Source organism: Kribbella sp. NPDC020701, from assembly GCF_055562215.1.
This window is the reverse complement of sequence record NZ_JBVHFT010000014.1, coordinates 173,531-187,828: the sequence shown is the minus strand read 5'-3', so window position 1 is coordinate 187,828 and position 14,298 is coordinate 173,531. Positions and strand designations below refer to the sequence as shown.

General features: G+C 66.8%; 16 protein-coding genes and 3 tRNA genes. 9 read left to right on the top strand and 10 right to left on the bottom strand.

Annotated elements, in window-relative coordinates; translation table 11 throughout:
• The first annotated feature begins 67 nt into the window (after window positions 1–67).
• The gene (locus ACZ3HV_RS30405; protein ID WP_465689130.1) at window positions 68–796 is read left to right on the top strand and encodes a polyprenol monophosphomannose synthase; all 729 of its coding nucleotides are present in this window, start codon (window positions 68–70) and stop codon (window positions 794–796) included.
• Here ACZ3HV_RS30405 and ACZ3HV_RS30400 read toward each other — a convergent pair.
• The 4 genes from ACZ3HV_RS30400 to ACZ3HV_RS30385 form a co-directional block, all read right to left on the bottom strand.
• Window positions 793–1,503 (bottom strand): hypothetical protein, encoded by a 711-nt coding sequence (locus tag ACZ3HV_RS30400; RefSeq protein WP_465689128.1) that lies wholly within the window; start codon window positions 1,501–1,503, stop codon window positions 793–795. The two genes, ACZ3HV_RS30405 and ACZ3HV_RS30400, sit on opposite strands and share 4 nt — an antisense overlap.
• A complete protein-coding gene (locus tag ACZ3HV_RS30395; RefSeq protein WP_465689126.1) occupies window positions 1,503–2,471 on the bottom strand; it encodes a hypothetical protein in 969 nt (322 codons plus the stop codon). The genes ACZ3HV_RS30400 and ACZ3HV_RS30395 overlap by 1 nt, the downstream gene beginning before the upstream one ends.
• 114 nt (window positions 2,472–2,585) lie before the next feature.
• The gene (locus ACZ3HV_RS30390; RefSeq protein ID WP_465689124.1) at window positions 2,586–2,936 is read right to left on the bottom strand and encodes a metallopeptidase family protein; all 351 of its coding nucleotides are present in this window, start codon (window positions 2,934–2,936) and stop codon (window positions 2,586–2,588) included.
• A 17-nt stretch (window positions 2,937–2,953) separates the two neighbouring features.
• Complete coding sequence (locus ACZ3HV_RS30385; RefSeq protein WP_465689122.1) at window positions 2,954–3,904, bottom strand: hypothetical protein; 951 nt, start codon at window positions 3,902–3,904, stop codon at window positions 2,954–2,956.
• 128 nt (window positions 3,905–4,032) lie between these two features.
• On the opposite strand from ACZ3HV_RS30385, the gene ACZ3HV_RS30380 reads away from it, so the two are divergent.
• The 6 genes from ACZ3HV_RS30380 (at window position 4,033) to ACZ3HV_RS30355 (ending at window position 7,010) form a co-directional block, all read left to right on the top strand.
• Window positions 4,033–5,205, top strand: a complete 1,173-nt coding sequence (locus tag ACZ3HV_RS30380) for a hypothetical protein (protein WP_465689121.1) — start codon at window positions 4,033–4,035, stop codon at window positions 5,203–5,205.
• 124 nt (window positions 5,206–5,329) lie between these two features.
• A tRNA-Glu gene (locus ACZ3HV_RS30375) sits at window positions 5,330–5,402 on the top strand.
• A 59-nt stretch (window positions 5,403–5,461) separates the two neighbouring features.
• Window positions 5,462–5,538, top strand: a tRNA-Asp gene (locus ACZ3HV_RS30370).
• Between the two features lie 46 nt (window positions 5,539–5,584).
• Window positions 5,585–5,657, top strand: a tRNA-Phe gene (locus ACZ3HV_RS30365).
• Window positions 5,658–5,809: 152 nt separating this feature from the next.
• Window positions 5,810–6,505 (top strand): DUF433 domain-containing protein, encoded by a 696-nt coding sequence (locus ACZ3HV_RS30360; RefSeq protein WP_465689120.1) that lies wholly within the window; start codon window positions 5,810–5,812, stop codon window positions 6,503–6,505.
• 1 nt (window position 6,506) lies between these two features.
• The gene (locus tag ACZ3HV_RS30355) at window positions 6,507–7,010 is read left to right on the top strand and encodes a hypothetical protein (protein ID WP_465689118.1); all 504 of its coding nucleotides are present in this window, start codon (window positions 6,507–6,509) and stop codon (window positions 7,008–7,010) included.
• Window positions 7,011–7,532: 522 nt separating this feature from the next.
• Here the strand turns inward: ACZ3HV_RS30355 and ACZ3HV_RS30350 are convergent.
• Together ACZ3HV_RS30350 and ACZ3HV_RS30345 are read right to left on the bottom strand one after the other, a co-directional pair.
• Entirely contained in the window at window positions 7,533–7,820 is a 288-nt protein-coding gene (locus ACZ3HV_RS30350) for a hypothetical protein (RefSeq protein WP_465689116.1), read from the bottom strand.
• Window positions 7,804–8,289 (bottom strand): hypothetical protein, encoded by a 486-nt coding sequence (locus tag ACZ3HV_RS30345; RefSeq protein ID WP_465689114.1) that lies wholly within the window; start codon window positions 8,287–8,289, stop codon window positions 7,804–7,806. Before ACZ3HV_RS30345 ends, ACZ3HV_RS30350 begins: the two co-directional genes overlap by 17 nt.
• Before the next feature lie 566 nt (window positions 8,290–8,855).
• Here ACZ3HV_RS30345 and ACZ3HV_RS30340 point away from each other — a divergent pair.
• Window positions 8,856–10,229 (top strand): alpha/beta hydrolase, encoded by a 1,374-nt coding sequence (locus ACZ3HV_RS30340; RefSeq protein WP_465689112.1) that lies wholly within the window; start codon window positions 8,856–8,858, stop codon window positions 10,227–10,229.
• Window positions 10,230–10,315: 86 nt separating this feature from the next.
• Here ACZ3HV_RS30340 and ACZ3HV_RS30335 read toward each other — a convergent pair whose 3' ends face one another.
• From ACZ3HV_RS30335 to ACZ3HV_RS30325, 3 genes are read right to left on the bottom strand one after another with little or no spacing between them, the layout of a single operon-like run.
• On the bottom strand, window positions 10,316–11,323 hold the full coding sequence (locus ACZ3HV_RS30335) for a restriction endonuclease (RefSeq protein ID WP_465689110.1): 1,008 nt from the start codon (window positions 11,321–11,323) through the stop codon (window positions 10,316–10,318).
• Window positions 11,320–12,006 carry a GNAT family N-acetyltransferase gene (locus tag ACZ3HV_RS30330; protein ID WP_465689108.1) on the bottom strand — a complete coding sequence of 229 codons (687 nt, stop codon included), beginning with the start codon at window positions 12,004–12,006 and terminating at the stop codon, window positions 11,320–11,322. Before ACZ3HV_RS30330 ends, ACZ3HV_RS30335 begins: the two co-directional genes overlap by 4 nt.
• Window positions 12,003–12,209 (bottom strand): UTRA domain-containing protein, encoded by a 207-nt coding sequence (locus ACZ3HV_RS30325; RefSeq protein ID WP_465689291.1) that lies wholly within the window; start codon window positions 12,207–12,209, stop codon window positions 12,003–12,005. Before ACZ3HV_RS30325 ends, ACZ3HV_RS30330 begins: the two co-directional genes overlap by 4 nt.
• A 549-nt stretch (window positions 12,210–12,758) precedes the next feature.
• Here ACZ3HV_RS30325 and ACZ3HV_RS30320 point away from each other — a divergent pair.
• Entirely contained in the window at window positions 12,759–13,478 is a 720-nt protein-coding gene (locus ACZ3HV_RS30320) for a hypothetical protein (protein ID WP_465689106.1), read from the top strand.
• A gap of 63 nt (window positions 13,479–13,541) precedes the next feature.
• Here ACZ3HV_RS30320 and ACZ3HV_RS30315 read toward each other — a convergent pair whose 3' ends face one another.
• Complete coding sequence (locus ACZ3HV_RS30315; protein WP_465689104.1) at window positions 13,542–14,201, bottom strand: class I SAM-dependent methyltransferase; 660 nt, start codon at window positions 14,199–14,201, stop codon at window positions 13,542–13,544.
• Window positions 14,202–14,298 lie beyond the last annotated feature (97 nt).

The window sequence follows — 14,298 nt, the reverse complement described above, 5'->3', positions numbered from 1 at the left end:
TGAGGTCACCTGTACGACCCTGGACAGGTGATGCGATAGCGTCCGGTGTCTCCGACAAAGGAAAGCCATGGGTGAGCTGAGCAAGATCGTGGTCGTCGTGCCGACCTACAACGAGCGGGAGAACCTGCCTGTGCTGGCCGGGCTGCTGTCCGACCTGAACCTGGCCGGCCTGGAGATGCTTGTCGTCGACGACAACTCCCCCGACGGCACCGGTGACGTCGCCGACGAGCTGGCGAAGGAGTCGCCGGAGCGGGTCGGCGTACTGCACCGGACCGTCAAGGACGGGCTCGGCCGCGCGTACATCGCCGGGATCACCCGTGCTCTGGACGAGGGTGCCGACATCGTCATCCAGATGGACGCGGACCTGTCCCACCCGGCCTCGGTGATCCCGACCATGGTCGAGACGCTGCGTACGACGGATGCCGGCCTGGTGATCGGGTCCCGGTACGTCGAGGGCGGCTCAGCCGCGGCGGAGTGGGGCTGGCACCGGCGGGCGCTGTCCGCATGGGCCAACTTCTACGTGAACGCGCTGCTGCGGCTGCACGTGAAGGACGCCACCGCCGGGTTCAAGGCCTGGAAGGCGGACACGCTGCGCTGGATCGACGTGAGCACGATCGAGAGCAACGGGTACTCGTTCCAGGTCGAGATGAACTACCGGACCGTCAAGCGCGGCCTGCGGATCGCCGAGGTCCCGATCCGGTTCGAGGAGCGCACCGAGGGCGTGTCGAAGATGAGCCTCAAGGTCCAGCTCGAGTCCGCCCTGATGCCCTGGAAGCTGCTCTTCTCGCGTTCCTAGATCGACCCGGCGGCGGAGCTGATCATCTGCTGGACCTCCGCACGCACCGTGTCGAGGTCCTGCACGTAGGCGGCCCAGCAGACGCTCAGGCTCACGTCGTTCACCGCCGGATCGCCGCGCAGCCGTACACACTCGCCGCTCAGTGAGTACGTCGCGTCGTCCATCCGGCGCCGGCCGGTGAAGCTGATCGACGCCGCTTCGACGACGTTGAGGTTGGGGAGCGGCAACGCCCGGACCGGGCCGGCCCGGAATCCGTGGATCCCCTGGGTCTCCGCGAACGACGTTGCATCGGGACGCAGCAACGGGCGTGACGACATCGGGTTCACCGACAAGGAGAAGAACGCGGCGGCGCCGCGGTCCCACGACAACAGACTCATGCCCGAGGCGTAGGCCTGCACCCGGGTCCAGCCGACGGCGATCTCGACGAAGATGCCTTCGTCCAGGGGATTCCCGCGATCGACGTCCGGCTGCCGTCGGGGGTTACGGGACGGCGTCACAGCCGGAACTGTCGGCACAGCCTTCGCCGATGGAGTCGTGGGTGCGGCCGTCGGCGGTGGTGTCGTGGGTGCGGCCGCCAGGGACTCGGTCGGCTCGACCTTTCGCGCCAACTGGCCGGCGGCCGCGAAGACGCCGACGAGCAGCACGGCGAGACCGCCGGCCAGGAGGGCGACTCTGCCGCCACGGACCGGGCTCTGCTGCAGCGACATCAGATCGACCGGGCGATGGATGCCAGCATGCGGTCACCGTCGCGGAAGACCGCTTCCTGGGCGTCCTTGCGGGCCGCGACGCACAGCGTGACAGTCACGTTGTGGATCGATTCGACGCCGGTCATCGTCGTGCACTTGGCGACGAGCGAGAAGACAGCGCCGTTCGCCGCGGTGTAGCGGCCCGAGTAGGACAGCTGGGCCTGGCTGCCGATGTTCGAATTCGCTGGGCTGACAGCCTTGGCGGGTGCTTTCCGAACCCCCTTGAGGTGATCGGCGGTGATCAACGCCTGCGCGACCGACCCAACCGCGACGCGTGCCGGGTAACCGACAGGGCTGACCACCACCATCACAGCGCCCGGGCGGTTCCGCGCACCGAGCGCGACCGAGTACTGCGTCGAGCGGTCCTTGCGCCAACCCGTCGCGGGCTTGACATAGACGTCGTCGTACACCTTGATGCCCTCGTCGATGTCCCGCAGCGTCCGGCGCCGCTCCGGCGACGGAACGGGAGTCGGGGTCGGTTCGGGTGTGTACGACGGGGGCGCGGTGGGTGACGGGATCTGGGTCGGCGACGGGCTGCCAGTCGTCAAGCCGTCGGAGTACGTGGCGGTCGGCATCGGATCGCCGGCTGCGGCCTCATCACCACCGCGAGTCGCGAGGAGAATCCCCGCGCCACCGATCAACGCCAGCACCAGAGCGATGCCACCGGCAAGCAACCACGGAACCTTGCGCTTGGCCGGTTGCTGGTGGTGCCCGTGCTGAGGCGGTTGGTGCGGCTGGCCGTAGTACGGCTGCTGGGATGGAGCGCCGTACTGCGGTGGTGGCGGCGGACCGGCGTACTGGTACTGCTCGGGCGGGGCGCCGTACTGCGGTTGCTGGGGTGGAGTGCCGTACTGCGGTGGTGGCGGTGCGCCGTACGCACGGGTCTGGTCGTTCTCGGGATTCCAGGCGGGCGGCTGGGGATCGCTCACTGCGAAAGCCTCACTTGATCGTTCAAAGCGGAGTGGGCCGGCCCCGATTCCGGCCGCCTGAGGCTACCTCAACGAGGTGACTTCGTCCCGCTTATTGCAGCAAGTGGCAACCGCTCAGCCGTAGCCCAGCTCGTGCAGACGGGCGTCATCGATGCCGAAGTGGTGGGCGATCTCGTGCACCACGGTGATGTTCACCTCGTCGACGACGTCTTCGAAGGTGTCGCAGATCCGCAGCGTCGGGTTGCGGTAGATGGTGATCCGGTCCGGCAGTACGCCGCCGTAGTAGTGCCCGCGTTCGGTCAGCGGGATGCCCTCGTAGATCCCGAGCAGCTCGCGGTCCCCAGCAGGCGGCTCGTCCTCGACGAAGATCGCCACGTTGTCGATCAGCCCCGCGAGTTCCTCGGGTACCTCGTCCAGCGCCTGCGACACGAGCAGCTCGAAGTCGGCCCGGCTCATCTCGATCACGCTGCCAGCGTAGTGACCTAAAGCCAGCCCTGACGGGACGCTTGGACGCCGAGCTGGAACCTGGTCTGCGCCCCGAGCGCCTCCTGCAGCCGGCCGATCCGGCGCGCGATCGTACGCTCGCTGACCCCGAACTCACGGGCGATCGACTCGTCGGTCAGTCCTGCGCTCAGATAGGTCAGCAGCCGCTTCGCATCCAGGCTGGGACCAGCGTTCACGTCGTTCAGCTCGGTCCCGCCGGTGATCGGTACGGCGATCCGCCAGAGCGCCTCGAAGATCCGGGCGAGCCCACCCAGCAGCGGCGAGTCGTGCACCACCATGGCCACGAACTCCGGCCCTCGACGTACCTCTGCCCGTGCCCCGACGAGCGCCCACCGGTCGTCGACGATGGTGATGTTGAGCGGCACGTGCGGGAACACCCGAGCCTGCTCACCGGCCTCGATGCACGCCTGCACCAGGTGCAGCGCGTTGGCGTCCTGGAGGACGTGGGCGCCATAGATCACGTCGTACCGGACACCCCGCTCGAGTGCGTCGAACATGCCGTCCACGATCCGCAGCTCGCGGGCGGCGATGTTGCCCATGGTCATGGCCCGGACCTGCTCCTGGGCGTCGGTCTGGACCGAGTTCAGGACGGCCTGCGCGGCGGCGTACGTCGGCAGGACCTCGAGGTAGTCCGGTTTGCCGGTGGCCGCCTTCCAGAGCTCGGAGAGCAGCTCAGCGCTGTCCCGGGCCAGCGCGGCCTGCTGGGTGTGGCGCTCCGCGAGTGCACCGAGCGCGAGGCGTGGCGGCCGGACCACCACGGCGTCAGCGGTCCGCTCGACCAGGCCGAGGTCAGCCAGCTCGCAGAGCGCTCCATCGAGGTCGTCGTGGCGGGCGGCCAGGTCTGCCGGGGCGGTCTCCGGATTCTGCAGCAGGTCGAGCAACACCGCCTCCGCGCCGGACGAGAGACCCAGGCCCTGGAGCGCTTCCATGCCCCTGTGTATCACCGGGCGACAGGTTCTCGCCATGCCGGTTTCTGACAGCCCGAGCCCTCGTAGTGCCCGCTACACCCGGCAAATACTGATGCCGCCCAATCCCCACGCGTTTCCAGGAGTCCCCGATGAGAAAACGCCTGATCTGGCCCGTGGTCGCCGCTCTAGGCCTCACGCTCGGTCTCGCGACCCCGTCCGGCGCCACCGCGGCCCCTGTCGTGCATCTCGCCGTACCGCAGCAACTGTCCCCAGAGGTCCAGCAGATCGTCGACAACCTGCCGGCGATGCGCGAGCGGGCCGAGGCCGTCAAGGCCAAGCTCGGACTGAAGGACAACCCGGCGCAGGACGCCGTACTGCATGCGATCGACCCGACACAGTACGAATGCTCCGACGCCACTCCGGCGGTGGTGTCCGCGATCCTGCCCGACCCGACGAACTGGACCTTCGAGCAGCGGCTCGCAGTGCTGCACGTCCTGCTGTTCAACATGGCGCTCATGGATGCGGCGTACCTGCCGCAGACCGGGCCGTTCACGTACGGTGCGCGAGGCGAGTTCAGCAACCAGGTCAACCGCACAATCCGCGACCTGAAGACGTTCTGGGACATCCCGTCCGGCGACGTCGAACTGGTACCCGCACACGGCCGCGTCATGCTCGACCCCGAAGTGAACTACCGCGTCTTCACCACTCTCTACGGCTTCGCCCCGGCCGCTTCGCGGGTCTCCGCGGACCTGGTCGCGCACGAGCTGAACAGCCCGGCGCTCGGGTACGGCGACCTGCCGATCTTCACGTTCAATGCGTACGCCGCTCCGGGTGGTGAGGACATCCCCGGCTACGGCAAGTCCCCGCGGCGGATCGCCTTCGGCGACGGCGTGATGGAGGGCTTCGCCCGCGTCGGGCTGGGTGACGTGGCACCGCAGGCCATCCTGGCGCATGAGTTCGGTCACCAGGTCCAGTACTCCGACGACCTGATGCGGCCCGACCTGCCCGCCCCCGAGGCATCCCGCTGGGCAGAGCTGATGGCGGACGCGTTCAGCGCGTACTTCCTCACCCACGCCCGCGGCGCCGCGATGCAGTGGAAGCGGGTGCAGGCGTTCGGCCAGATGTTCTACCAGCTGGGCGACTGTGGCTTCGCCGCGGCCGGCCACCACGGCACACCGAACCAGCGGATGCGGTCCGCTCTCTGGGCCTACAGCGTCGCGGATTCGGCCCGCCCACAGGGCAACATCCTGCCGGCCCTCGACTTCTTCGGGCTGTTCGCTGCTCAGTACCCGCAGCTGGTTGCCCCTGACGCGACCAGCTGATTCCAGGGCGCCGTACGCCTCCCCCCTGGGCGTACGGCGCCCGTCCCGGAACTCGTTTTGGAGCCCGGGCCCAACTCCTCTATGCTTACGGCTGTCCCTGGAGCTTCGGCTCCCGCGGGTCCGAGTCCCCATCGTCTAGTGGCCTAGGACGCTGCCCTTTCAAGGCGGTAACGCGGGTTCGAATCCCGTTGGGGATACGGTCGAAAGACCGGTGTCAGAAGCACCTCGAAGATGCTGTAGGATCATCGAGTCATCTGGCCCAGTGGCGCAGTTGGTTAGCGTGCCGCCCTGTCACGGCGGAGGTCGCGGGTTCGAGTCCCGTCTGGGTCGCCAGGAGAAGGCGGCGGTGTAAAAAACACCGCCGCCGAACTTTCTCCCCGGTCAGGTAGCTCAGCTGGTAGAGCGTCCGCCTGAAAAGCGGAAGGTCGGCGGTTCGAGACCGCCCCTGACCACTCTTCTTGAGCGTGAATCGGGCCATTCCGGCCCGACCGCCAGTCCCCCTGAATCCCCTTGAGCGACCATCCATAGTTGCACGGATGTTGCACGCCGCGTGCCGAGCCTAGTGAGGCGACGACGGACCATGGATACTCAGAGCGTGCCGAACATGTCGACGATTCTTGCTGCGGACGAAGGTTGCTATGAGGCACCGAGGGCTGCCGCGTTGGCTGGCGTACCGCTGTCGACGGTCTACGACTGGTCGCGCAAGGGTGTCGTAACGCCATCGATCTCATCTGTTCGCGAGAAGCTGTGGTCGTATGCCGACTTGATCCAGCTCCGTATGGTCTCTTGGCTCCGTCACTCCAAGGCGGCGGACGATGGGACGAAGGTCCCTCCAACGTCGATGCGTGAGGTGCGCACGACTCTCGAGTTCATGGAGGCACACAGTCTCGATCTGTGGTCCGGCGAGCTGGGGAAGCAAACGGCGACAGGGCTGAGCGTCGATCGCACCGGGAAGCTCTGGATCGAGCTTCCGACAGGGGAGTTCGTCGACGCCTCTGGCACGCAGACTCTTCAGCTCGAAGCCAACTACCTGGATCTGCTCAAGCCTTATCGCATGGCCGGACTACTCGGCCCGAACCTACTTCGCCCGAGAAGCCACCTCCGGATAGTCCCGCTCAAAGTGGCCGGGGAGCCGCACGTCGAGCACTCCCGGATCACAACCAGGAGTATCGCGGCTCTACGGGATCGGGGTTTCGACGTTGACCGGATCGCTGGCATGTACGAGATCGACCGCATCGCTGTAGAGCAGGCAATCGATCTTGAGTCGCAGCTATCGAGCGCGGCTGTGATTGCAGCCTGAGGTGACAGAACGGCTGAGGTTCGCATTGGACCAGAACTTCCCTCTGTTCGTCCTGGACGTCGCCGAGTACTTCTCCAACACAGAGCTGAAACCCGTGTTCAGGATCGATCCGAGGCTGAGCGAGCTGGACGACCGACAGCTGATCATCTACCTGCATCAGACCGGTTGGCACGGGCTAGTCACCAACAACTACAGGATGCTGTCGATACCGCCCGAGATCGCCGCCATCGTGAAAGCCAGGATCGCGGTGTTTGCCGTAGAAGAGGTGGGTCACGATCCCCTCCGGGCCACCGGAGTCGTTCTCCAGCATCTGCCGGGAGTCCTGAAGCGGGTGACACCTGGAAAGTCGCAGGTCTTCCGGGCTGGCAAGCCGCGAGAACTACAGCCGGAAGCGCCGTGGGACTACTTCCAGGAATCGGCCAACCGGAGAAAGGCAGATGCTTCGGAGCTGTACGAGCAGTTCAGGGTGACCGATGAGGAACTGGAGACCCCGGTCCTCGAATGACCATCTCCACACCTGCCCCGTCCCCCTGATAGCTGCCAAACCCAGGCCAGCGCGGCGCGCGTCAGGAGTCGGCTTGCCGATCCCGTAGGGACGCGGAGCGCTCTTGATGCGCGTCGTGGTGGCCGTACGATCGAGCGGCCAGGGGGACGGGGCTACCGGCGATCAGACGCCAGGGCTCGGACTCTGCTGAGTCCTTCTGCGAAAGGGAATCCTCGTGCGTTCTCCGCGCGGGGTGGGCGAGGTTCGGCCGGCAGGCCGCATGGGCTCGCCCACCCCGCGCGGGAGGCGCGCCGAAGGCGCGCCCTTGATTCTTAAGAGGTCAATCCGGCAGATGGTCCGACTCGCCCGGTGTCCTCCGTCGACTGACGCGCGACACTCGTCCGCCAGGTGATCTGCGACGGCGTGAAAGCGCGGATCGCGGCTAGATGAGGACGTTCCCCTGACTGATGGCCGGTTGGATGTTGAAGGACTGACGGAGCGCGCGACCCGCTGCTGAAGAAGGATGCGAGGCGTGGGGGACTATCAGCCATGACTGTCGACGCGGCCGGCCTGCGCGCTATCGCCACAGAGTGCGTGAAACTCGTCAACGCCGAGTTCGACCGGAGCCTCGACTGGCGTCTTGAGAGCCTTGAGACTCTCGACGAGGTGTGCGCGCACCTTCTGAGTGCAGGCCCGCTCAACGCGGATCGACGGGATCTGTGGTGGAAGCTCGTTGACGCGTACGTCGGCGAAGTTGTCCTGGCCGCCTACACCGAGACGGTCAGCGCTCTCCGGACCTGCCTCCCGCAGTCGCTCAGGTCGCACCGCCATGGTGGCCGGCGTGGCCAGATGAGTAGAGCGGCAGGCGGAACAGCATGACGGCGACCATGGCAACGCATGCCAGACCGCACACGCTCGGAACCAGTGCCTGCTGCGACACGATGCCGATCCAGTACCCGGCAATCAGCAGCACGCCGGCTGCCACGGACGACCCGGCCATCTCCAAGGTGGGCCGCCACTCCATGCGCCGGAACCGCATCCAGGCAACCATCGCACCCGCCAGGATCACGGAGCAGATGAGCGCTGACAGTGCGGGAGCTTCCTGTGTCAGGTCGGTGAACCCGAGCAGCGCCGCGACGCCGAAGAACACGGCAATGAAGACCCCTCCTCCGAGGCACATGACCGCGCACATTTCCAGGAAGTGGAAGCCAAAATGGCTGGTCGACTTCGCGGTCCGTGAGATCGGCCCGTCGCGGGCCGGAGCCTTCTTCGGGGATCTCGGTGTGTGTAGTGATCGCATGGGAACCTCCCTCGGTTGGCCCCTGGCCGCCGGGAGTCTCCCCCAGTAGCGAACGGGGCAGGACGTCTTTTCTGCCATTATCCGCTCCGCTCTCGGGCGTACGAAGGGTCCAACGTCTCCTGCGGTCAGGGCTATGGACCCCCTCCGGGCCGCCGACCGTTTCCGGTACCGGGCAGTGTCCGAATCTGCTGCCGCTCTACGGCTCGGAACGGCATGCGCGGCGCGTCGAAGAGGGGACGTTCGGCCCTGTTACCGGTCAACGGCCGGGGGAACGTTTGGGGGGTCGGTGTCAGCCCGGCCACGCTCACCCAGTTGGAGTTTGCGCCGTAGAGCAGAGCAACGACGAGACCATCCCGGGTGCCGAACGCCCACACCGGGGTCGCATAGTCGCGCCCGGTCACGCGGCCCCGTCTGCCGCAGTTCGCATGCGTTCGAGCAAGGTTGGGCATGGCCGATCAGGGTCGGATGGCAATGCGGGGCATCCGGCCGGGCTCTTTCGTCACCGCGCTGTCGAGCGCATGCTCGATGGCGGGTGCGTGTACACCTGGAAGGCGAGGTGGCCCGTCATGAGGTTGCGACGCAAGACTGCGTCCACGAGCGACGACCAGGCCGCGCCCGCCGGCCCGGGGCCACGGCGCCCGCACGTTGGCGGAGTCGTGGCCGCATCGCTGGCCGCGGGCTTCGTTGCGGCGGTGATCCTCCCGTTCCTCCCAGTCGGCACGGTGGATGTGGATTTCTCCACCGCGATGGTGCTGTTCGGCTTTGCCCTCGGGTGGGCGCTCCTGGCAGTTCTGTCTACTCGGTTCACCGACCAACCACAACGCTGGGCTGTCGCGCCGGCGATCTTCATGGCGCTGTCCGGGGCGCTAGTGCTCTTGGCCCCGGACGCGATGGTGGATGCGCTGGGGTGGGTCTGGCCGCCGGCTCTGGTGGTCCTGGTGGTCTGGGTCTGGATCCGCGCCAGGCGCGCGCTGCACAGCCGGACCAGGGTGTGGCTGCTGAACCCAGTGTTGATCATCCTGGTGCTCTTCGCCCTCTTCGGAGCGTACGAGACGATCCGCCAATCGACCGAACCCGCGGTCGCCATGCGCGGTCAGCTCGTCGACGTGGGACCGTACCGACTCCACCTGGAGTGCACTGGCTCACGCGGTCCGACCGTGATTCTTGAACCCGGTGGCGGCGGCTCCGCGGCGTCGATGGGGTTGATCGCACCCGCTGTGGCCAGCGACAGCAGAGTGTGCGTGTACGACCGGGCGGGGCGTGGCTGGAGTGATCCAGCCGCGAGTCCGCCCGATGGTGCGCAGATCGCGACCGATCTCCACAATCTGCTGGATCGCGCACACGTTCCGGGGCCGTACGTCCTGGCCGGGCATTCCTTTGGCGGCCTTTACGTGAGGACGTACGCCGCGAAATATCCCGAGGAGGTCGCCGCCCTCGTCCTGGTCGACTCCACCGCCGCCAAGAGCACCCCCGTGTCCCCGCAGAAGGCGAGTTCTTACAGCGTCTTGAAGCACCTGTCCTCGCTGGTCGCAACGACCTCTCGGCTGGGGGTCGGGCACCTTATCGCCGACACCGGCTTCTCGGATCTACCGCCCAGATACCGCGACGATGCGCGTGCAACTGCCGCCACCGGGAAGGAAATGAGTGGCTTCCTCGACGAGTTCGGCGTCGCGAACCGGTCCGAAGGCGCGGCCGGGGAACTCCGCAGCCTCGATGCGAAGCCACTGATCGTCCTGACCGCCGAACTCGACAACGCCAAGGGATGGATCGCTGCTCAGAACGAGATGGCCACGCTGTCGACCAACAGCCTTCATCGCGTCGAGTCGGGGTCGACCCACGGTTCCTTCGTGGAAGACCCAGCTCACGCCGCCGCGGTCACCCGCGCGATCCACGACGTGGTCGTTTCAGTGCGGACCGGGGAACCGCTGAAGGGTCCCTGACGCGGGATTCGCCGTCCGCACATCGGCTGATCCGTGCGTTGGCCTGGGCCCCTCAGGTGGTCGCCAGACTTCTAGCCTGTCGCGAATCAGGTGGCGGACATGTGTCGCGTATCTGTTGGCGGATCACAGTCCGACTCGCCCGGAGATGATGGCTCGGGCGGCAGTGGGCCGATGTAGCCGAGCGACAGGTCTGTGACCCCGCCGTCGACGATGTACAGCGGCGTTGTACAGACCACGATCGTTCCCCGCGCGGTGATCGCGAGCTGATCGGGATCCTCGATGGAGTCCCAGTCATCCTCTCGTTGAAGCGGAACAGCGCTGTCAGGCAGGAAGGATGCGTAGAACGCTTGGTCGTCCAGGTAGTCGACCAGCCCTCGACACTCTTCGGGCTGGAACTTGCCTAGCCACGTCCTCGCCTGCACCTCGTAAACGATCTCGTAGTTGAAGACGGGTCGGAGCGCTGGCTTGCCGGATGCGTCCAGGACCATGGCCTCAACGGTCTGATCGGAACGAATGTGGTGCTGGGCGCCTGGCTGTTGAGGCAAGGTGCCGTCATTCCACCGTTGTTCGAACGTTGCCAGTGGATTCACCAGAGTCTTCCCACCGTCCACCGTGACCTGGGCGCCACGTGGATCAACTGCACTGACTTGATCGCCGGCTTCAAAGAAGAACTCACCGACAACCTGGGCAACAGGGGTGAGCTCAGTCCACACGATCGGGACCTGCAGTTCGAGCGACCAGTTTGCCGACTGCGCGTCGTGGACGTTGAAGAGGGAGATACCGCAGCTACGGGCGTACTCATAGATCGTCTTCGAGAAACCACCACTGCACACCAGGGCTCCGTACTGCGCTTCGACGTCTCGCATCACGCCACTGAGTGCATCAATACGGTCGACGGTCGCCGGTCGCGTGTAGTCCTTGGCGTCCCATGATCCCAGGAAGGCCGGGTCCTGCCCGCGGATCGAGACATCGATCTGACGGCTCCGACCGGAGAGTTTGCCAACGATGTGGTCGTCCCAAGTAACCACCGCAGTGGGTTCCAGTTCGCCGACGATCACTGCTACGAGCTTCTCGAACTCAACTGACTTCTTCATGGTTCCTCCCGGTGCGGGCACCACGCGCTGGTCGCGGTCCACTGACCGGCGCGTATCGGAGTCAGAGTGCCTCGTTGAGAACCGGCCAGAGCGGGCTCGGTGGGCTCGAACCGACTCTGACGCGTCGGCAAGGCCTGGGGCTTCTCGGCCAGGACGGGTGCGGTGTCCCGGCCCCGCCAGTCGGTCGCCGGACGCTGGAACAACGCGCCGGACGGGTAGTCGGCTAGGTCGAGGGTGCGGACGTGCTTGAAGCCGCGGTTCTCGTAGTAGCGGTGAAGGCCGATGTTGTCGGTCCAGACGTCGATGCGGACCCAGCGGTTGCCGAGCTGGCCTGCGCGGTCGCATGCCCAGTCGATCACGTCGTCGCCGAGACCGGCGTACTTGCGGCGGACGATGAGGCGGTGGAGGTACATCGAGGGCTCGGCCTGCTCGTCTGGCGTCCAGAGCTGCGGGTCAGAGAACGAGTCGAGAGCCACTGTGGCGGCGGTGTCTCCGTCGTCGGTGCGGCCCATCCAGGTCTCGCCGGCGCGGATGCTGACCAGGATGCGCTCGGACTGCGCCTCGGGGTTCGGCCACGCGACCGCCCATTGATGGATGCCTCGTTTGGCGAGCCACTCGCTGGCCTCGGTCCGCATAGCCAGAATGACCGGCAGGTCCTCGATCGTGGCCTGTTCAACGATCACGACGCACCGCTGTTCTCGCCGGTGTACGCGGTGAGATCCCCGATCTCGTAGACAACTCGGTTGCGGTCCCCCGCGAAGATCGTCACCATGAGGCGCAGCGGTCGCTTGTCGCTGTACGTCGTACGCACGTACACCAGCACCGGAGTCCCCATGTTCAGACCGAGCTTCCGGGCCTCGTCCGGGCGGGGCATGCGGGTCGTCAGCTCGTCGACGTAGGTCCACTTTTTGCCAAGCGCCAGGTGACGGACCTTGCCGCTCCACCCGTGATTGCACTCGCGGGCCTCTTGGCCACCTCGGCCGGAACTCGCGCTCGCTCACGCGCATGAGATCCATTCGCCAACTTCTCGCGACGGGTGCAGCGGCAGGCCCAGCAACACCAGCCGCCAGCGACAACGGCAGTACGACGGAAGCACTGCGTTGGCAACGTACTGCTGACACCCACGACGGCACGCCGCGTCGAACCGAAAAGCGATGGGTCGGCGGTTCGAGACCACCCCTGACCACAATCTTGAGCATGGATCTCGGTCTGAGATCCACCGAACCTCCTGCAATGACCGCAACGGCTACCCGGCGACCGACTCCGCGAGCTGGTCAAGCATGCCGAGACGACGGGCATTGAGGGCCGTCGCGGCCCCTTGCTGGCGGCCCGGTACGGACGCATGCTCGGACTTGACACTACTTCGCGCCGCGGGCTGGATCCTGGTGCATGAACCACGTCCGACCCACCCCTGGCTGCGACCGTGGGAGACGGTATGGACGAGTCACGAGCTCTTCAACGCGCAGGATGGGCCGGCGCCGCTTCGATCGTGCTGCTCGTCGTCGCGGTGGCGCTGTGCTACCTGGTCGGCGTCGACGACCCCGGCATGTCGGACGCCGCCATCCTTGACAGGCTCAACGACGACGCGCGGCAGGCCGCCGCCGGCATCGGGCTGCCCGTACTCGCTGCGGGCGTCGCGCTCCTGCTGTGGTTCGCCACCGGTCTGCGACGAGTGCTGGACCGACTGTCCGGCGGCGACCCGCTCGCGCACGCGATAGTGCCAGCCGCGGCGCTGTTCAGCGGGCTGATGATCACCGGTGTCTCACTCGATGTGGCGAGCGCGTTCGCGGCATGGTCGGACGAGTTCACCGCCGACCCGGACACCGTCCGCGCGCTCGGCATGGCGGGGCAGGTCCTCGCGCTCACCGGGCTGATCGGCTGCGGTGTGCTGGTCGCCGTGACGACGCGGATCGCCCAGCAGGCGCGCGCCCTGCCGACGTGGGCCGTCTGGGTGTCGTACGCGGTGGCCGTACTGTGCCTGTCCGGCTTCTGGAGCGGGGGCATGGCGTCCGTGGCCTTCGCGCTGTGGCTCATCGGCGCCGTCATCGGCGTACTGCGCGCGGCGCGGCGAACACCACCGGCGCCGGCGGTCCCGAAGCAAGGCGCACAGGCTCCCGAGGTGGTCCGCGCACCCCCGCCCGCCACCAGCGACTGACACCCCAGCGACCCTCGTCACCACCCCGACCGGCGGCCCGTCATCGGCAGTGGACCGTTGCCGTTAAGCGTTCGTGGCTGTGGGTTTGCGGGCTAGGAGGTAGCCCTGTGTGGTCTTCTCGGTGCCCTCACGCTCGCGTACTGCTGTCATCGTCAGCTCGAAGCCTGTTTCGCGGAGGAGCTCGGCGACCTCGGCCGGTTGTTGCCGGTACACGTCGAGGGAGATAGGTGTGCCGAACAGCTCCGTGTACTGAGTCCGCTCGGCGCCGATCTGGAACGTCAGCATCAACTGCCCGCCTGGCGCGAGTACTCGGTGAAACTCGGCGAAGACCTGCGGTCGCTCCTCCCACGGGATGTGGATGATGGAGTAGTAGGCGAGCAGTCCGCCGAGTGAGGTGTCCGGCAGATCCAACGCCAGCATCGATCCCTCCTCGAACCGCAACTGCGGGTGGGTCCGACGGGCCAGCGCCAACATCCCGGGCGACAGGTCGATCCCGAACGCGTCCAGCCCCAGGCGGGACAGCAGTATCGTCACCCGGCCCGGCCCACATCCGACATCGGCGACAGGTCCGTTGCCACCGGCCCGCACCAGCTCAGCGAAAGCGGCGAACAGCGCCCGATCCAGGGGCCTGTCGTCCAGCCCTTCGGCGACCACGTCGGCGTGCCCGGCGGCCAGTGCGTCGTACGACTCCCGCGTAGCGGCGACAAAAGCTGCATCAACCATGGCCACGGAGACTAGACGGCACCGCCGACACACTGGCCCAGAACCGCGCACCGGGCTGAAACGCCGGCCACCAGGTGAGCACACCACTCCGAAGACC